The sequence below is a fragment of the Cryobacterium sp. TMT2-15-1 genome (genome assembly GCF_004402345.1).
Taxonomy (GTDB): domain Bacteria; phylum Actinomycetota; class Actinomycetes; order Actinomycetales; family Microbacteriaceae; genus Cryobacterium; species Cryobacterium sandaracinum.
The window spans coordinates 13,285-29,911 of sequence record NZ_SOGD01000008.1 but is presented as its reverse complement, the minus strand read 5'-3'; the positions used below and the strand labels follow the sequence as shown (position 1 = coordinate 29,911).

Annotated in this window: 20 protein-coding genes; 10 read left to right on the top strand and 10 right to left on the bottom strand. The window is 63.0% G+C overall.

All coding sequences use genetic code 11. The features are described 5' to 3' along the window. Positions 1–176: 176 nt before the first annotated feature. Positions 177–743, top strand: a complete 567-nt coding sequence (locus tag E3O62_RS01755; RefSeq protein WP_134397340.1) for a GrpB family protein — start codon at positions 177–179, stop codon at positions 741–743. A 54-nt stretch (positions 744–797) separates the two neighbouring features. Here E3O62_RS01755 and E3O62_RS01750 read toward each other — a convergent pair whose 3' ends face one another. Next, positions 798–1,202, bottom strand: a complete 405-nt coding sequence (locus E3O62_RS01750; RefSeq protein WP_134397339.1) for a hypothetical protein — start codon at positions 1,200–1,202, stop codon at positions 798–800. 507 nt (positions 1,203–1,709) lie between these two features. On the opposite strand from E3O62_RS01750, the gene E3O62_RS01745 reads away from it, so the two are divergent. Beyond that, the gene (locus E3O62_RS01745) at positions 1,710–2,105 is read left to right on the top strand and encodes a hypothetical protein (protein ID WP_134397338.1); all 396 of its coding nucleotides are present in this window, start codon (positions 1,710–1,712) and stop codon (positions 2,103–2,105) included. Positions 2,106–2,180: 75 nt separating this feature from the next. After that, complete coding sequence (locus tag E3O62_RS01740) at positions 2,181–2,717, top strand: GNAT family N-acetyltransferase (RefSeq protein WP_198413746.1); 537 nt, start codon at positions 2,181–2,183, stop codon at positions 2,715–2,717. Positions 2,718–2,751: 34 nt separating this feature from the next. Here E3O62_RS01740 and E3O62_RS01735 read toward each other — a convergent pair whose 3' ends face one another. Further along, positions 2,752–3,189 carry an ASCH domain-containing protein gene (locus tag E3O62_RS01735; RefSeq protein WP_134397337.1) on the bottom strand — a complete coding sequence of 146 codons (438 nt, stop codon included), beginning with the start codon at positions 3,187–3,189 and terminating at the stop codon, positions 2,752–2,754. Between the two features lie 176 nt (positions 3,190–3,365). Here E3O62_RS01735 and E3O62_RS01730 point away from each other — a divergent pair, with 176 nt between their 5' ends. Continuing rightward, positions 3,366–3,761 (top strand): cytidine deaminase, encoded by a 396-nt coding sequence (locus E3O62_RS01730; RefSeq protein ID WP_134397336.1) that lies wholly within the window; start codon positions 3,366–3,368, stop codon positions 3,759–3,761. 143 nt (positions 3,762–3,904) lie between these two features. Here the strand turns inward: E3O62_RS01730 and E3O62_RS01725 are convergent, their stop codons facing one another. Further along, positions 3,905–4,510, bottom strand: a complete 606-nt coding sequence (locus tag E3O62_RS01725) for a GNAT family N-acetyltransferase (protein WP_134397335.1) — start codon at positions 4,508–4,510, stop codon at positions 3,905–3,907. A 214-nt stretch (positions 4,511–4,724) separates the two neighbouring features. Here E3O62_RS01725 and E3O62_RS01720 point away from each other — a divergent pair, with 214 nt between their 5' ends. Both E3O62_RS01720 and E3O62_RS01715 read left to right on the top strand, forming a co-directional pair. Next, complete coding sequence (locus tag E3O62_RS01720) at positions 4,725–5,255, top strand: VOC family protein (RefSeq protein ID WP_198413745.1); 531 nt, start codon at positions 4,725–4,727, stop codon at positions 5,253–5,255. Positions 5,256–5,338: 83 nt separating this feature from the next. Next, positions 5,339–5,818, top strand: coding sequence for a GNAT family N-acetyltransferase (locus tag E3O62_RS01715; protein ID WP_166786391.1), 480 nt, complete (start codon positions 5,339–5,341; stop codon positions 5,816–5,818). A 131-nt stretch (positions 5,819–5,949) separates the two neighbouring features. Here the strand turns inward: E3O62_RS01715 and E3O62_RS01710 are convergent, their stop codons facing one another. Then, positions 5,950–6,579, bottom strand: coding sequence for a class I SAM-dependent methyltransferase (locus tag E3O62_RS01710; protein WP_134393622.1), 630 nt, complete (start codon positions 6,577–6,579; stop codon positions 5,950–5,952). 67 nt (positions 6,580–6,646) lie between these two features. Here E3O62_RS01710 and E3O62_RS01705 point away from each other — a divergent pair, with 67 nt between their 5' ends. Beyond that, a complete protein-coding gene (locus E3O62_RS01705; RefSeq protein ID WP_134397333.1) occupies positions 6,647–7,072 on the top strand; it encodes an NUDIX domain-containing protein in 426 nt (141 codons plus the stop codon). 254 nt (positions 7,073–7,326) lie between these two features. Here E3O62_RS01705 and E3O62_RS01700 read toward each other — a convergent pair whose 3' ends face one another. The 4 genes from E3O62_RS01700 to E3O62_RS01690 all read right to left on the bottom strand — a co-directional run bounded on the left by E3O62_RS01700 (position 7,327) and on the right by E3O62_RS01690 (position 9,273). Continuing rightward, positions 7,327–7,656 carry a DUF1801 domain-containing protein gene (locus tag E3O62_RS01700; RefSeq protein WP_241973255.1) on the bottom strand — a complete coding sequence of 110 codons (330 nt, stop codon included), beginning with the start codon at positions 7,654–7,656 and terminating at the stop codon, positions 7,327–7,329. A gap of 90 nt (positions 7,657–7,746) precedes the next feature. Continuing rightward, positions 7,747–8,187, bottom strand: coding sequence for a hypothetical protein (locus E3O62_RS16950; protein WP_241973254.1), 441 nt, complete (start codon positions 8,185–8,187; stop codon positions 7,747–7,749). A gap of 105 nt (positions 8,188–8,292) precedes the next feature. Then, on the bottom strand, positions 8,293–9,075 hold the full coding sequence (locus E3O62_RS16945; RefSeq protein ID WP_241973253.1) for an N-terminal phage integrase SAM-like domain-containing protein: 783 nt from the start codon (positions 9,073–9,075) through the stop codon (positions 8,293–8,295). Between the two features lie 6 nt (positions 9,076–9,081). Then, entirely contained in the window at positions 9,082–9,273 is a 192-nt protein-coding gene (locus E3O62_RS01690; protein WP_134397332.1) for a helix-turn-helix domain-containing protein, read from the bottom strand. 781 nt (positions 9,274–10,054) lie between these two features. On the opposite strand from E3O62_RS01690, the gene E3O62_RS01685 reads away from it, so the two are divergent. The 3 genes from E3O62_RS01685 to E3O62_RS01675 all read left to right on the top strand — a co-directional run bounded on the left by E3O62_RS01685 (position 10,055) and on the right by E3O62_RS01675 (position 15,108). Continuing rightward, positions 10,055–12,190, top strand: a complete 2,136-nt coding sequence (locus tag E3O62_RS01685) for a CHAT domain-containing protein (protein WP_134397331.1) — start codon at positions 10,055–10,057, stop codon at positions 12,188–12,190. 35 nt (positions 12,191–12,225) lie between these two features. Next, on the top strand, positions 12,226–13,563 hold the full coding sequence (locus E3O62_RS01680) for a hypothetical protein (RefSeq protein WP_134397330.1): 1,338 nt from the start codon (positions 12,226–12,228) through the stop codon (positions 13,561–13,563). 483 nt (positions 13,564–14,046) lie between these two features. Further along, complete coding sequence (locus E3O62_RS01675) at positions 14,047–15,108, top strand: DUF561 domain-containing protein (protein WP_134397329.1); 1,062 nt, start codon at positions 14,047–14,049, stop codon at positions 15,106–15,108. A 69-nt stretch (positions 15,109–15,177) separates the two neighbouring features. Here E3O62_RS01675 and E3O62_RS01670 read toward each other — a convergent pair whose 3' ends face one another. Then, the gene (locus E3O62_RS01670; protein WP_241973252.1) at positions 15,178–15,834 is read right to left on the bottom strand and encodes a uracil-DNA glycosylase family protein; all 657 of its coding nucleotides are present in this window, start codon (positions 15,832–15,834) and stop codon (positions 15,178–15,180) included. A 163-nt stretch (positions 15,835–15,997) separates the two neighbouring features. Beyond that, positions 15,998–16,534 carry a DUF488 family protein gene (locus E3O62_RS01660; RefSeq protein WP_134394840.1) on the bottom strand — a complete coding sequence of 179 codons (537 nt, stop codon included), beginning with the start codon at positions 16,532–16,534 and terminating at the stop codon, positions 15,998–16,000. Positions 16,535–16,627 lie beyond the last annotated feature (93 nt).

Sequence of the window (16,627 nt, the reverse complement as noted above, 5' to 3'; positions counted from 1 at the left end):
AGCCAGTGGCCCCCGACCGCGCGACCGTGTGGCTCCCAAAGGCAATACCGGTGGCCCCCGAAGGCAATATTCACTGGCCCCCAAACCCGCAAATACTCATGACGCGGTCACGGTTCCGCTGCTGAGGGACTTCCGTCAGGCCTGGACGGCCGAGCCTGTCGTGCCAGACTCTCTGGATGGACCAGGCAAGAGACACGGAACTCGACACCATCCTGAGCGGTGGTCCTGAGCAACGGGCGATCGTCATCTTCGATTACGACGACACATGGCCCTCGAAGGCAACTTCCATGGCTCAAAAGATCCAGGACTCCTTGGGCCCAGCTGCGCTGTCGGTCGAACACATTGGTTCGACCGCAGTCCCTGGACTGGCTGCGAAACCGGTGATCGACATGCTGCTTGTCGTGGCCGACATCGACGACGAGGAGTCTTACCTTGTGCCAATGGAATCCATCGGGTTGCGGCTCCGTGTCCGAGAATACGGGCACCGGATGCTCCGCACGTCGGAGTTGGACTTCCACGTACACGTTCTTCCGCCAGAGACCACTGAGCAGATCGACTACCTCGACCTCCGCGACTGGCTCCGGGTCAGCGCGGCTGACCGTGCACTCTACGAATCCACGAAGCGGATGCTCGCGGCGAACACATGGAGCGATATGAACCACTACGCCGACGCCAAGAGTGCGATCATCCAGCAGATACTGGCCCATGCACGCAACTGGCGAGCAGGACAGCCCACCAGCTGAACCGTCCCCACGTACCCACGTCCCGGTGACTGTTCTGTTTCGGTGGCGCTGGACCTACTGGTCCTTGATGCGGAGGTTCTCGCCTGCTTTGCTCCAGCCCTCTCGATTGGGCATGCCATCCTGCACAACCATGACTTCAAATCCTGGCGACGCAATGGTCGTCATACTCGGGCCGCACGCTCCTTGCCAGTCGGTGGCCGTCCGATAGGCGAGCAGGCAGACCGGGAAGTCGCGCCCTCGTGCCAAGTACAGCTGCGTTTCGTCAACGGCACTGACAAACCGCAGGCTGTCGGTGTCGAAATCGTCTAATGCGTAGTCTGGAAGGCTACTTGGGACGGCATCCTCAGCGCTGGGCGTACTACGCAGGTCGGAGAAGCCCTCGGCCGGTGAACAGCCCATCAGGGTGAATACCGTGGCCGACACTGCAAGTAACCGCACAAACGTCCACTTGTCGGCCACTTTTCTCCCCTGGTTGAGGCAAACCTATCGGTTTGCGAAATCAAGCCACAAGGTGTCCTTGGGCGGGTAGCGCCCTGGCCTTTTGCGCGAGACGCTTCCCCTGGCTTGCAATCGGCAGCGCGTTGCCCGGGGCCGCCACCGGGTCGTAGGCTCGCGCTAGAAAGGGCAATCGAATGCCCGCGAGCCGAGGGATGGTCGAGATGGAATTCGGTTCTTTGTCTTGGTGGAACTTTTGGGTAGTCGTTCAGGTTTTCCTTGTGGGTGGGATCATCGTGGCTCTGGCGCTCGTCATTCGCTGGGGACGGCGCGGGAGCGCGATTCTTGAAGCAAACAAATCAACAAAAGGTCAGGGAGGCGCTGGCCCAGGAAGGTAGTGGGCGGGAGGCGCCCCGCGTAGGGTTCGGCTAAGGGCCTTGACTCTGTAGGCCGGCGATTTCTTCCTTCCAGTCTTCAACCGCTTACCCGGTGTCGGGAAGCACGTACTTCGTTAAGGAGGGGGGGGTGCGAATGCAAAGGCAAAGACCGACTTTCCCCGTGCTCCTCGCCGTGACTGCGCGGTCGTGGATCCTCGGCATTCCGTCCATGGCCCTCATGGCCCTGGCTGCGCTGCAGTTCGCGTTCATCTCACATGCGGGTATCGGTGAATCCTGCTATCAGAATCCCGAGCTAGGCAATCTGGCTCTGCCCTCGGCAGGCTGGACCGCGAACGGTGCATTTTCGTTCTTTCCCGTCGGGGTCCGATGCTCCTATTTCACGAGCGACCGCGAACTTCTCCTTGTGCATACCCAGTCGAGCGTGTGGGACTGGGGAATCACGTTCGCCGCGATCCTCGGAGTCATTGGCATTGCGCTCTTCCTGACCGCCCGGCTCGCCACTCGACAAACCTGGCACGCATCGCTCTGAAGAATCAGACCCGGACCGTCTCGATGGAGGTTCGACCTGCGGGTAGGTCCTGAGCTGGAGTGGGAGGATCGAAAGGTGCGACGTCTTTCCAGTCTCGAGGACCACTTCCGGATCACCGAGATCGAGCGAGCCGCTGGCGAAATGTTCCGCAACATCAACATGGCGATAGTCGCCGATGATCAACCGATCAACAGGCAGGATTTCCAGCACTTCGTCACGGACCATGGAGCGTTTGTATGGCTGGTCGACGGTGTGATCGTCGCCTACGTGCTCCTCGAGCAGGTGGACGGAGCTGCCCATATTGAGCAGGTCACGGTCCACCCGGAGCACGCGTGTCAGGGCATCGGAGCGCAACTGATTGTCCTGGCTGACTCTTGGGCACGGGAACGCGAACTCCCCGCTGTGACACTGACCACATTCCGAGACGTTCCGTGGAACGCGCCATACTACGAGCGCCTCGGCTTCCGTGCTTTTTTGCCACGTGACTGGGGCCCGACGATGAGCGCTCGAATGGATTCAGAAGCTGCGCGAGGGCTCGAAGCCTGGCCGCGCGTGGCGCTGATCCGACCCGTGAGCAAACTCAGCACACCAGAAGTCAACGTTCACGAGTAATCGCCCGCACGGCGTCGGGCTGCCGGTTTGAGGGCTATCGGTTTGCTTGGCCGAGCTCCTCAATCAATTGGAACCGCTCCAGCACGACGAGCGTGTCGTCATCGACTGTGAAGGTTGGGCTGTTGAGGAAGGCCCGCATCTCCGTGCTGTGCCAGAAGGCTTCGTGACCGCGGCGCCAGGCTGCTACGGAGACGAATCCTTCGCCCTCGTTGTGCGCATGCTCGAGGCCGACGTCAGCGAGTCGGACAATCTCGACCCCAACTGTCTGAATGGTCGCCACGGCGAAATTGTGTGAATCAACGACCGTCTGCTTGTTCCCGATGACCGGCAACGGTTCGTCCTCTATCGAGTACTCCACGCGGGTCGAGCTTGTCGATGTCTTTGTGCCGGCCAGGATTGAGGCGACCAGCCGATCCCGAAGTGGGCCCGGAAAACCGTACTCAGCAATCTGGAATTCTCCGTGGTCAGTCATGGGGTGATTTTACGTGCCGAGGCTCGCGACCCTGTGCCGTAGGGCGTTCCACAACGAGACCCCAGCTGCACTCGCGAGACCGAATGGCCTGACGGCTGAATTTGAGTCCCAAAGGATCCGGCTTGCGGACAGGGTAGCCGGGAATTGGATCCGGTTCGATCCGTAGGATCACCCTCATGCTCCCAAACGCTGAACTCGCAGTGCCGACGGCCGAAGACCTTGAGCTCGTTGAGCTCGCAAGAGAGGTCATCGACGCGAACACGGATGCCGGAGCAGATGAAGATGGTGCACACACCATGGGCGCGGCAGTTCGAGACGCCGACGGCCGTATGTTCGCTGGGGTGCATCTGTTCCACTTCACCGGCGGTCCGTGCGCCGAGCTGGATGCACTGGGCGCGGCGCGTGCACAGGGCGGCCGAGAAATCAAGACAATCGTCGCTGTTGGCAATCACGGACGCGGCGTTGTCGGCCCGTGCGGGCGTGACAGGCAGGTCCTTTTCGATTACTACCCAGGCATCAGGGTGCTTCTTCCGACCGCCGAGGGCGTTCGCGTCGCCACAATTGAGGCCTGATGCCGTTTGCCGCAGCATGGACCATGTAAGGCGGCACTCAGCAGTTCGACGAGGAGCGCTTTCGCTAACGTCGAGCGGAATTGAGTGAGGTTCGGGGATGGAGACGAATCCAAGCTGGTGAGGCGGTCTCTGCCATCGCGCAACTATTCTGCGGAGAATCCGCCCATTGCCAGGGAGTGTCGGAGACCGACCCGAACGGCGGGCCACTCACTCTGAATAATTGAAAATACGACGGTGTCCCGAAGGGCACCGTCTGGTCCGACGGAGTCGCTGCGAAGTACCCCGTCCTGCTTCGCGCCCAATGCCGCAATCGCTTTTCTCGATTGGCGGTTGTGCCAGTGAGTGCGAAATTCCACCGCAATGCAGTGCAAGTCGTCGAAGGCGTAGCCCAGCTGCAAAAGCTTGGCCTCTCGATTCACCCCTGTGCCCTGAGCGCTTCTGGCCAGCCACGTCGATCCAATTTCCACTCGCGGGGCAGCGGCGTTCGGATTCATGAAGGTCGTCATGCCGACTATCCGTCCCGTTGATGTAAGCCGGGTGGTCCAGGGCAGGACAAGCCCCTGTGCGTGAAGACTGAGCCGGCGGGCAACCTCTCCAGCCATCGACTCGGGGTGCGGTACCGCGGTGTACCAAGCACGCCAGAGTTCATCCTCGTCCGCCGCCACACACAAATCACCCACATGATCCAGCGAGAGCGGTTCAAGGGTCACGAGCGCACCTGTGAGCGTGCGCGGTACAGAGAGATCCATGGTTTGACACTAAGGCACCTCGGAAACCGTGAGCTTCGCTTTCCAGAGACCGCTCGCGATCGGCGGGTAGCATGCCGGTCCTGTCCCTCGACAATGAGAACGCATCCTTCCTGCAGGTACGACTAGAACGACATGCATCGGATGCCCTGATGCTGATCATGGTCGGTTTCGAGGGCCAAACCGCGAGACATCCGCCCGGCGTAAGGTGCACCGCATGATGCCTACGGTGCCGATCCTTGTCCCAGCGGCATCGGCCCACGTACACGAGGTAGAAATCTCGCTTCAAACCGAAGTCGTGCCAGACGCGGACAGCACCCCAGGGCCGGCCCTAGTCCCAGAGCTACTGATCACCTCTCTCGAGGCGAGCCTGGATTTCTGGTGCCGCCTTTGCGAATTCGTGATGCTCTACGACCGCCCCGACGCGGGGTTTGCCTACATCACCAGCGGCACGGCGCACATCATGCTCGAACAAAGAGGATCAGGACGGAACTGGATACCTGCCCCGCTGGAGCCGCCTCTCGGCCGCGGGATCAACTTACAGATCACTGTGGCGTCGATACAACCACTGTTAAGTGCTCTTGAGGGCGCGAGCTCGGCCCTCTTCATGGAGCCGGAGACGAAGTGGTACCGGACTGGCACGACCGAGGCCGGCGTAGCCCAGTTCCTGGTGCAAGACCCGGATGGATACTTGATCCGATTCCAAGCGTCTCTGGGCCGCAGGCTCGCCGGGCCTGGCACCCGCTAACAGCAGCCGGACGCCGCCGTGTAGGAGCGTGCTCACGCTTGGACGGTGGCTCGAGAACTACTGTGGACCGTATGACTTCAACGATGCCGATCCTTGTCTTTGCGACATCACCGACGTCTGCTGAAGCCAAGGTGGTGTCACATCGGTACTACGAGGACATTGTGAGTCGCTACCACGGGCGCCCCGCCTCTCGACAGGAGACCCTGGACGCCCAGGCCGGATACCCCAGTGACGACCTGGTCGCACCGCTGGGCATCCTTCTGCTGGCCCGCCAAGGAGCCACCGTGATCGGCTGTGCAGGAATGCGGCTGCGCCCCGGCGACATCGGCGAGGTGACCAGAGTCTTCGTGGAACCGGCGGCACGGGGTTTAGGCGTCGGACGCCTTCTCATGAAGGAACTGGAACGCGAATCCCGCGAATTAGGACTCGATGCATTGCAGTTGGACACACGCACGGACCTCGTCGAAGCGCGAAGCCTGTACGCGTCCCTTGGCTACATCGAAGGAGCGCCGCACAACACGGACCCATACGCGAACCACTGGTTCCGGAAAGAACTGGCGTAAATTCCGATTCTTGAGGGCCAGCGAAGGACTTAGTCGGTTTACAGTACCCGGTCAGGGTTTGGCCTCTGACACAGGCTGTTCAGATTTAGATCTTTGAAGTTCCTTGGACGAATCGGCGCCGGAGCTTGTGGCTAGCACGGAGCTTCTGAGGGCACTGAACCATCTAATCGATGGGCGATGATCGCGGCGTGGGACCGCTTGCCCGGATCGGTTCGGGTGTTCACCGCGTGAACGTGAAACCCTGCGGCCTCGAGCTGCGTGCTCATCTCTCCGATCGGCCAGAAGTAGGCGGTCGTAACGGCGTGTGGAAACGGCTCGACGGTGTCGCCCGCGAAGAAACCGAGGAGGAGGCTGCCTCCAGGAACAATACAGCGGGCGAACTCGCGCAAAACCGCTGGCAAGTCACTCGGGGCAAGGTGGATAACGGAATACCACGCAAGAATTGCAGCTGTGTATCCGTCTCGGACCTCGAGATCGCACAGTGATGCGACTCGAAACGGGACCGTCGGGAATCTTATTCTCGCTCGCCCGATGAACGCCTGAACTTGATCGACACCCTCCACATCGACACCACGCTGCTTGAGGAAATCGGTCCAATGTCCAGGACCGCACCCCGCGTCGATGACCGCGCCCTGCAGGTCGCGCGCCCACTGGGCGACAAGCCGCTGATCGGCTTCGTGCGTGTGAGCCATCGATCCGAGCAGCGCCGTGTACTCCTTCGCCCGACCGGCGTATGCATCCCGAACCACATTGCCAGTCATTGGTCCGAGTTTAGGAGAAGCCATGTAGACGTTCCGCTCCTGAGCGGCGGTCCTGTGATCTCAACGGATGGGCTGTCCGTTGGCTCGTGCCATGGATGAACACATGACGCATCATGTGTCGTGCGGATTGCTCGTACGCCCGGGGCACGTTTTCCTCGTACACCGATCACCATCGAAAGCGTGGTTCCCCGATGTCTGGGACCTGCCGGGAGGTCACGTCAAACCAGGCGAGAGTAGTCGACAGGCTCTCGTGAGAGAACGTCGAGCAGAATTGGGCGTGGAGATCACTCCACCTGATGGAAACGCTTTGCTAACGCGTCGAACAGCTGACGCCCTCCTGGAGGCGTGGAGGGTCAACGGGTGGGTCGGCAACATCGTCAATGCGGCGCCCGATGAACACGACGCTTCAAGCCGGTTCAGTTTGGACGAGGCGACGTCTTTGGACCCAGCTAATGATGAGCACCCAGCGCTTTTCAAACACGTGCTGACCTAATCCCTGAGGTACCGGTTCCCACCTGCCGGCCGGCCCAGAGGGCAAGACACCCAGCAGTCGAGACGATCCGGCGCGCGTGAAAGCGCCGCAAGACACGCTGAACAACCGAGATCCCACTCACAACTCAAGAATCGCAACCGAGACCGGGCGCGATTAGCCCTTGAATTTTGTAGGAGCTCGAGCTCACCGTTTTCTACCACCAACACCCGGCATGGACGCGACCTCTTTCATCCACGCCGCGGTCTGGCGTTCGTCTAGTCGTTCACGGACTCGAGTTCCACACCCCGCGTTGCCTTGCCCATCCCCACGGGTGTCACCGGCGGTACCGGCTCGAGCGCCGCGCCGTTGATGAACATGAGCGTGACGTGGTCAGCGAAGCCACCGCAGCTGAAGCACCACCCGTCGCCGACGCCGTAGTACGCCATGCCCCACTTCACGGAGCGCTGAAGGCCGGGCAGTGTCCTGGCCGCCAGCTCATCGACCGCTTCGGCGATGCCGCGCTGCGGCTGCGGCAGGCCAGAGATATAGGCGAAGACCGGCTTGTCACCGACCGCTGCTTTCGCGGGGCTTGCCCGACCTGTCATGGCTTTAGGCAGTGTCCAGGTGGCGTCACCTTGGGCTCAAAAGGAGTTACGTATGTCCTTCCGCTTTCGCGGATGGGTGATTGCGAACGCTCAATCCTCGGCGCAAAATGGACGAAATTCTGAGCGGGGCTGCACGTTGCATCGACGAACCTGATTCTCGGGCTTACGGTAAAACTCCAGATGGGACGGTGCGGCCGCCGCGGCACCACCGTGATCAGCGATCATCCCTTGCCAACGCCGGCTGATGACCGCGGCGGCCCGAAGCGAGGATTCACTGCGAAGCGGCAAACGCCCAGATGACACGGTGCCGCCACCGCGGCGGCACCGTGACGAGTTGGCATCCATCGCGAACTGCCGATGAGGAAAGCTGCGGCGCTCGGGCCACAGATTCGCTTCCAAGCGGCGGAACATGTGCGGGGTCACCCCGTTGATCCCGGTCCCCTCGAGCACCTGTCGCAACTGGCGGCGCACGTTCGCCGTTGTCAGCGGGGTGCCGTCCCGGGACTGGAACAGCAGTGAATCCAGGCCCATGCTCCCGACCTTGGCAAGCCGCCGGCGGACTGCATCGGCGGTGAAGGTAGGCAGGGCGACAACGCGAGTGGACTTGGCGGTTTTGGGGTGATCCTGCCGGAAGGTTTACTCACCCTTGCGGCTGACGATGGTGCAAGCGATGCGAATGGAGGGCACTGGGCTGGTGATGTCGAGGTCCCGGCGGCGAATGGCCAGCACCTCACCGATCCGGGCTGAGGTGCCGAGCATTACCTCAATGATCGCGCCGAGCTGGCCGTCGGGCTTGGGCCCGGATGTGTGGTCGGCGGCGCTCTCCCACTGCGCGATCGCCGCGCGGGTCACATTCACCTCGGGCGCCATGAGCGCATTCGGGATGTGAGGCTCGCGGTACAGGCGGGACACGTGCTCCATCGGGTTGCTCGGCAGGACCTCATGCCGCACCGCCAACTCCAATGCCAGCCGCAGGACAACCCGGGCCTGCTTGGCGCGACTGTAGGAGATTTTCGCGAGCTGCTTGATGAACTTGTCGCACCGGGCCACGCCGATCTCCCGCAGCGCGAGGTTGTCGAACGCCGGTGAGACGAGGGTGCGCATGTTGCGCTCGTACAAGTTCCGGGTGGTCCGGGAGATCCGGTCCTCGAGGTCGATGTCCTCCAGCCAGTAGGTCACCAGGTCGCTGAACAGGCTGTCCGGGGTCAGGGTTGTGTCGGCGGGTTGGAACAGGTCCCGGTCAGCGAGCTTGGCCTTCAGCGCCCGATCGGCGGCCTTGGCGGTGACGCCGCTGGCCTGCACCAGCCGGGCGTGGCCGTCCCAGTCGCGGTAACGGGTGCGCGCCAGGTACCGGCCGGCCGGCGACTTTCGGGTGCTGATGTCGCCAAACGTGCCGATGATCAACCGTTCCCGGGGCATCTCAGCTCACCGCCGATCGGTGCGCCTGGGCTCGCTGGTGGGTTCGCGCTGCTGGGCGATCCAGGCCCGCACGTCGGAGATGGCGAACTTAAGGTGTTTGCCGAACCGGTAGGCCGTGGGGCCTTTGCCGTGCACCCGCCAGTCGTAGACCGTGGAGATCGGGATGCCCAGGTAGGACGCCAGCTCGGCAACGTCCATCAGGGGCTCCAGCCCCCATTCGTCGGTGGGAGGAGAGGTTGGGTTGTCGTTGTGAGTGCTCATACCCAGTAGGTGTGCACGACGATCCTGGGCGATCGGGAGGGATCGAAACGGACCTCAGCACCTCGGACGACAGGGCCGGCTCAGCTGCTCCGAAAGGGTGAAAGTGATGACGTAGTGATGACACGATCAAATCTCTTAACCAAAAAAGTCCCGGAAACCCATGAGTTTCCGGGACATTTGGTGGGCCGTTCGCGAAACTCGGAGGATGCGGATCGCAGGCACCTGCAGAACGCAATTTCCTCCACAGGCCTGGCGATTTTCCTCCCCATTGCAGCGCGGCTTCGCACGTATGTGTCGGTTCCGGTTGAAGGCCGTCCGGACTCAACGGCGGAGGCGTAGCTGCGGCACTGAGGCGACCGCGGTCTAGTTTGCGCGTACCTTTCGCGCAGCAGGTTTCCTCGTAGGCACACGCGTCGATCTGGACTCAGCCTGGTGCTTCTTCCGGATTTCGCTTCGCGGCTTCTCGGCTTCCACGTTGTCGCTGTCAACCGACCAGTCGACGCGAAGATTCTGGGTCATCCTCTGCGCGTAGAAGGAAGGGCTCATTCCGCTGATCGCAGCCATTAACGGGGAAGGTGCCTCTGAGAGGTACCCAGGCGCGTGTGAAGAGGGACGTACAGAAGCTCTGGACACGCGCCGCAGACCGGGCCATTGTGAATCCAGGGAGCAAGGAGCGAGCGTGACGACCTGCGACGGATTGTTTGCGCACACCGAGTCTATGCTGGGACGCCTCGGTGAAATGGACTCGCGCCTGATCTACTCACATGCGCGACTCGGCGATGCTCTCACGACGTACCGCTCGGCACCACGCAAGTCGCGTGGCCAGCAGGAGCTCATCGAAGCACTGCTGGAGGCGCTAGATGATGACGAAGAGTTGCGCATTGCACTCCTGGAGGCGTCGCCCGGCCCTGACACGGTCGTGCTGAAATCCGGGGTGCGCTCCTGGCTTCTGCAGCCGAACGAGAAGTTCCGTGCGCCCAATCTCCCAACGGGGCCGCTCATTTCGGGCGCAGTGACGCCAGGACTCGACGGGTCTCCCCTAGACGGACTGATCCTCAGGCTTCCCCCACGGATCGGCAGGCCCGCCGCGGCTCCTCGCCCCGCGCGCCCGAAGAAGGCGAAGAAGGCCAAGACGCCGGCCGGCCCGGCGAGCGAGACGGCGGGGCCCTCGATGCACGCCCGCCCGGAGGCAACTGTGACCGGAGCGACTGAGGCTCCCTCTGCAGGCAGCGCGCCGGGATCCGGCTCGGCGAAGGAGGAGACCGTCTTGGCCGCGCTTGAGGCTCGGGTTGAGGGCGCGCCGACCGTGGAGACGCCGGTCGAGGTCGTTGTCGACTTTGGCGTCCCTGCCGCCGACGGCGCGCCCGACGAGGGCGAGTTCTCGGTGGTGTTCCCGCCAGGCAAGAACCGACTCCCCATGATCGTGCAGCTCACTTCCACCGACATCGACATCGACGAGGAGCAGCGGCTCCAGCCTCTGGTGATGCGCAGAGACGGCACGAGCGAGCGACCTGCCGTCTTCGAGGTGACCCCGCGCGAAAAGGGTCCTGCCCATCTGACCGCAACGCTGCTTCGAATGGGAAGCATCGTGTCCCAGGTGTCGTTCATTGTCGATGTCGCGGCCACGACTTCGGGCGACGCACCGGAGTCCACCGCGCTGATCCCGGCCGCGAGCATCGGGCGGGCGATGGATGCTCTGCAGGTCGACAGCTCGCGGTTCCTCGCCCTGTCGTTCATCGACATGAACGGCAGATTCCGCTGCGTCGTCTCGGGTGACGTTGCTATGGAGGCCGAGCTCGACGTGTCGCGCTTCGAGCTCGACGCCGCTGTCCTGCACGTGCGCGACGTGCTGCTCAGCCTGTCGCACGACGGTGCGTATCAAACAAGCATCCACATCGATCAAAAGTCCTCCGACGCCACACTCGAAAGACTCGCGGAGGCCGGCGGACTGCTGCTGCGCAAGCTCTTCTACCTGCGCAAGGACAACACCCGCGCCGCAGCGATCGGCGATCTGCTCGTCTCGCGACTGGGCGCCGCGGGTCCGCCCCAGCGCATCCAGTTCGTCGTCGACGGGTACGGAGTGCCCTGGCACGCCCTCTACCTCACTCCATCGCTCAAGGGGAAGCCGCGGTGGGATCGGTTCCTGGGCCTGCGGCATGTTATCGAAGAGCTCGTGGTGAACCTTCCTCGCCACGCAGCGCCAATCACCGTCGAGAACGGGCTTTCGGTCGCGCTGCACTTCGACCCACGAATCGATGACGAGCAGAAGATCCCCGCTGTTCGGAACCAGCGGGGGTTCTGGTCGAAGGCGAAAGAGCGGTCGCCCGGCATCACGGTGAAGGACCGCACCAAGAACGCCGAACTGATGACCTCCCTTGGATCGCGCTCCCGGTACCAGGTGCTCTACTTCCTCTGCCACGCGGGGGCGGGCGCGAGCACGTCCGGCCATCCCCTCCCAGATGCGTCGTGGCTGCAGCTCACCGAGGAACCTGTCACCGTGGGTGAGCTGACCTTCAACGCAGGGACGAACTCGCAGCTCAAGCAGGGGCCGCTCGTGTTCGTGAACGCCTGCCGGTCGGCCGAGCTCTCGCCCCAGTACACCGTGAACTTCCCCAACTACTTCCTCGACCGCGGTGCGCGCACCGTAATCGGAACCGAGTGTGAGATCGCCACCTTCTTCGCCGACGAGTTCGCCCGGCGGCTGTTCGCTTCCATCCTCTCGGGCGTGCCGGTAGGCGTCGCGCTGCTTGATCTGCGCCTCGCGATGATCGAGGAGGGCAATGCGCTCGGGCTTGCCTACGGCTTGCACGGGGCGAGCGACACGTACCTCGCCCCGGCACTCCTGACTGACTGACCCGCTGTAACCCGACGCACACCGAAGGAGGGGCCATGCCGCTAGTACGCACGCAGGTCGACGGTCGCAAGATCGAGTATTGGCTCATCGAATTCGACAAGCATGGCAACGAGAAACCGGACTCCGGAGACCTTGCGAGCGACGCGGTGCTCGAAGCGCTGCGCGCCTCGAACGCGACTGACGTGTTCGTCATGAGCCACGGCTGGCACGGGGACTGGGATGCAGCCCTGCGACAGTACGACCTGTGGGTGGACGCGTTTCTCGACGCGATGCCGGCGAAGACGTCCCGCGAGTTCCGCCCGTTCGTCGTGGGCGTGCACTGGCCGAGTCTCGCCCTCGCGCCCACGCGCGTCGAGCGCGACTCAGAGGGCAAGACGCTCTCCGGCGACGACAAGAACGACCCCGACGACACCTCACTTCCGGCATCCGTGGCCGAAGCTGTCGACGCCTACGCCGACCTGCTCGGAGACACGGCGACGACGCGTCGCGCACTGAAGACCATCATCGACGCCGAGGCCGCGGCCATCCGTCTAGAAAAATCCGCCCCCGCGCGCAAGGCGCTGCGCGACCTCGAGCGTGCGATCAACCTAGAGGAGCCGCCGCTGCCCAGTGACGATGACGAGGACACCGCTCTCGCGGCGGTGATCGCCGGTGAAGGGAAAGTGCTCGGCGGCGGAGCCCTCCTCGGACTTCCCCTCCTGGCGCTGCGCCAACTCTCGTTCTGGAAGATGAAGCAGCGCGCGTTCACCGTCGGCACAGCCGGCGTCGCGCCGCTCTTGCGCGACCTGCAGCGAGCGGCGGGTGACCATGCACGAGTGCACGTCATGGGCCACAGCTTCGGATGCATCGTAGTTTCGGGGGCTGTGCTCGGCGACGGGACCCCGCCGCCGCATCCCGTTCGCTCGATGGTGCTCATGCAGGGCGCTCTATCGCTGTGGGCGTTCGCGGACGACGCGTACGGAACGGGTAGGCCAGGTCGGTTTCGGATGCTGCGCGACCGGCGCTTCGTCGACGGGCCGATCGTCACGTCGCAGAGCAAGTGGGACTATGCGCTCGGGAGGTTCTATCCCGCAGGGGTCCGGGTCGCAGCATGGATGCCCGGCGGAGCGGACCACCTCGTGCTGGGCGAAGGCGGCACAGTGCCCAAGTGGGGCGCTGTCGGAACGTTCGGACTTCAGGGAGCAGGCGCGAAGAATCTGACGATCGCCGAGGTGACGACCAGCACGCGCCTGTCCGCAGGAACCGTTTACAACATCGATGCCGACCTGATCATCGATGATGTAGCGAGCGGCGGATGGGGCGGGGCACACAACGACGTCGCGCACCTGGAAACAGGGCGGCTCGCATGGCGCGCCGCCCTGTCCAACTCGTGATGATGCCGGTTGCAGACATCCGTGCAGGAAATAGCGCAGTGAGTGACGAGGCGGGACGCTGTCTCCCCGTGGGTTTACCGCAGGACCCAGTCGCCCATGCTCGACACGGTTTTCGACCCCGCAGGGTGTCGTGTCCAAAACGAGAGGCTTGCTGTTGGGCAGCGGCTTGCCTCAGAGCTCACGAGCCGAAGCGTCGTTGCAGGTCGGCATACGAAACCGCACCGTCGAGGAAACCGAGGGTCCAGTGCTTCTCCATCCGGGACTCCGCAGGACCAGGCGATGCCCGCGCTCCTCGTTGGGAACGATCCGTTTGCCGGCAGCCAGCCATTGCAGAGAAGTTACTCCTCCCAAGGTAAAACGTAAGGAACGCATCGCTGCCGCCGCGGCAGAAGGTGCAGTGAGGGTTGTATCGTTCAACTGCCGACTCAGCGATGGAAGGGTCTCACCGGATCTGACGATCGGCATCCGTCCAGGGGAGAAACCGTGACACAGAAACTTACTCAGTTACTCGGCGTGCAAGCACCGATCGTTCTCGGCGCGTTCGGTGGCCTGTCGTCAATCCAACTCACCAGTCTCGTGAGCGACCGGGGTGGTCTTGGGTCTTACGGACTTTATGGGTACAGCGGAGAGCGCATCTTCTCGACCATCCAGGAGCTGCGCCACCTGACAGCGAGCCCATTCGCCGTGAACCTCTGGCTGCCTCTTCCCGGCGAACCCTCCCCCGCCGACTCACACGCCGAATTCTCAGCAGCGCTCGACGCCCTTAAACCTCTCTTCGTCGAACTCGACATCGAACCACCGCAACGACCGGACCGATACCTACCATCGTTTTCGGAGCAGATCGATGCGGTTCTCACAGCACGCCCGGCGGTGGTCAGTTTCGTCTACGGGGTTCCGCCGGCCGAAATCGTCGATGCCGCCCACCGCTACGGAATCGTCATCCTCGGCACCGCAACAACCGTCGATGAAGCGATCGCGTTGGAGCGCGGCGGCGTTGATGCCGTAATCGCCTCCGGGGCGGAGGCTGCCGGCCACCGTGTGTCCTTCATCGACGCCGCCGAAGACTCACTCGTGGGCACATTCGCACTGGTACCTCAGGTCGTCGACGCTGTTATCGTCCCAGTCATCGCAGCAGGCGGCATCGCGGACCGTCGAGGGGTGGCCGCCGCACACGCGCTCGGCGCCGCAGGCGTCCAGGTCGGCACCGCGTTTCTCTGCGCCCGCCAGTCGGCCGCCACCGAGGCGCACCGGTTGGCGATCACGTCCACGCCGGCACACGGCACAGTCCTCACCCGGTCGATGAGCGGCCGGCTCGCTCGAGGAATACCCAACCGCGCCATCCGCACCATTGATTCCGACACCACACACATCGCGCCCTTCCCCGTGCAGAACTGGCTCACCGGGCAGTTCCGCACCGCCGCAAGCCGCCGCAACATCGGTGACCTCGTGTCACTATGGGCTGGTCAAGCCGGCCCGCTCGCCACGTGGGATGATGCCGACGACGTCTTCACCGAGCTTTTACACGGGTTGCCACCCCGTGGCTAGAGCGACAGCGCCAAGATCACACCGCCATACACAAAGACGGCGCACTGAAGCAAACGTGATGCGTTCGCTTCATCGATTCTCACATTCCCTGTCGGGGTGCTCGGGGTTCCTTCCAGACTGCGTCGACAGCTCGCGCGTGACCGTATAGTCGAGCGCGGCGCGGACGTGCGTGCGCAGCTCTGGGAGCACATCGGTGGCGAACCACGGGTTCTTCGTCTTCCACCGGAAATTCAAGGGCGACGGGTGCACGAGCGGAAACTGCTGCGGCATGAATCGCCGATAGTTGCGCACCGTATCTGTGAGTGTGTCGTGCCGTGCCGACGGCAGATAGCGCATCTGTGCGTACCGGCCGATCAGAAGGGTCAGCCGGATGTCGGGCATCAGTGCGAGCAGCGGTGGATGCCACCGATCGGCGAAACCCTTCCGAGGTGGTAGATCTCCGCTACGGCCCGCCCCTGGGTAGTAGAAATCCATCGGGAGTAAGGAGAACAGATTCGGATTTCGGAATTGTTCCTCAGTGACACCGAGCCAATCGATCAGATTCTTCCCGCTAGCATCGTCCCACGGCACACCGCTCGACTGCGCCCTGCGCCCGGGTGCCTGCCCAATCACCACGATCCTGGCGTTGGCAGACGCGGTATACAGGGGCTGCCACCCTTGCTGCCGCATGGTGGCATTGCCCTCGTCGTCGACCAGGGATTGTCTAACCGCGTCAAACTCGTTCACTAATGACCATCCGTGCCCACGGCGTGAATCGTGGCCAGATCAACGCGGTCGTCTGCCTGCCGGGGGCCGATTCCGAGTGCACGCTTGATCTCACCGTAGGTTGCGACGCAACCCGTAGGGAGCGCCACTACGACTGTGCGAACTTCCGCTGCCACGTCCATGTTCACTCTCCTCCCGATCCGGGATAGCTGATCTCTCCGTCTTGCACCCGCGCGAACGCGGTCAAACTTGCGCGCCGGGTCGACGTGATTGACATTATGTCGAATACCTCCAACCCCGCGACGATGAGCGCGTCGGTGATCAGGCGCCGGTGACACCGCCACGGCACGGCCTCGCTGCACATGATCGCGGGCACCGACTCGTTCGCGATCCGAAGCAATTCAGCAAGCCCGGAACTGAACTCCTCGGTCGCCATGTAGTCGGCGTAGTCACGGAACGCCTTGACCCGCCACGCGGTGTTCGGACTCGTCACACCAGCCGGCGTGTGCCTGCGGCCGCCGAGTTCCCGGATCCATCGGTACCCGACATGTGCGGGTAGCGCGTCTTTGATCGCGCTTTGGTTCCACTGCGGAAATTTTCGAGATGACGGAAACGAACGCACGTCAACCAGTTCGGTCACCCCATTCGAACGCAGCATCGCGAGTACTTCATCAAAATCACGAGTGGAGTGACCGATCGTCAGTACTCGGTGAAACGCCATATAAGCCACTGGTCCACGACATCCCGCCTATCTGGTCTTTCCTGTCCACGGGACTCGGCTCGGTCGGCTAGCGCTTGACTCGACCGTTTCCTG

Coding starts and splice junctions, on each gene's coding strand:
- E3O62_RS01690 (WP_134397332.1), bottom strand. CDS start 9,273: ATGGACGTTGCCGAGCTGGCGTCCTACCTGGGCATCCCGATCTCCACG.
- E3O62_RS01705 (WP_134397333.1), top strand. CDS start 6,647: ATGGGCTGTCCGTTGGCTCGTGCCATGGATGAACACATGACGCATCAT.
- E3O62_RS01745 (WP_134397338.1), top strand. CDS start 1,710: ATGCAAAGGCAAAGACCGACTTTCCCCGTGCTCCTCGCCGTGACTGCG.
- E3O62_RS01730 (WP_134397336.1), top strand. CDS start 3,366: ATGCTCCCAAACGCTGAACTCGCAGTGCCGACGGCCGAAGACCTTGAG.
- E3O62_RS01755 (WP_134397340.1), top strand. CDS start 177: ATGGACCAGGCAAGAGACACGGAACTCGACACCATCCTGAGCGGTGGT.
- E3O62_RS01680 (WP_134397330.1), top strand. CDS start 12,226: ATGCCGCTAGTACGCACGCAGGTCGACGGTCGCAAGATCGAGTATTGG.
- E3O62_RS01685 (WP_134397331.1), top strand. CDS start 10,055: ATGCTGGGACGCCTCGGTGAAATGGACTCGCGCCTGATCTACTCACAT.
- E3O62_RS16945 (WP_241973253.1), bottom strand. CDS start 9,075: ATGCCCCGGGAACGGTTGATCATCGGCACGTTTGGCGACATCAGCACC.
- E3O62_RS16950 (WP_241973254.1), bottom strand. CDS start 8,187: ATGGGCCTGGATTCACTGCTGTTCCAGTCCCGGGACGGCACCCCGCTG.
- E3O62_RS01660 (WP_134394840.1), bottom strand. CDS start 16,534: ATGGCGTTTCACCGAGTACTGACGATCGGTCACTCCACTCGTGATTTT.
- E3O62_RS01720 (WP_198413745.1), top strand. CDS start 4,725: ATGATGCCTACGGTGCCGATCCTTGTCCCAGCGGCATCGGCCCACGTA.
- E3O62_RS01725 (WP_134397335.1), bottom strand. CDS start 4,510: ATGGATCTCTCTGTACCGCGCACGCTCACAGGTGCGCTCGTGACCCTT.
- E3O62_RS01710 (WP_134393622.1), bottom strand. CDS start 6,579: ATGACTGGCAATGTGGTTCGGGATGCATACGCCGGTCGGGCGAAGGAG.
- E3O62_RS01700 (WP_241973255.1), bottom strand. CDS start 7,656: ATGACAGGTCGGGCAAGCCCCGCGAAAGCAGCGGTCGGTGACAAGCCG.
- E3O62_RS01735 (WP_134397337.1), bottom strand. CDS start 3,189: ATGACTGACCACGGAGAATTCCAGATTGCTGAGTACGGTTTTCCGGGC.
- E3O62_RS01715 (WP_166786391.1), top strand. CDS start 5,339: ATGCCGATCCTTGTCTTTGCGACATCACCGACGTCTGCTGAAGCCAAG.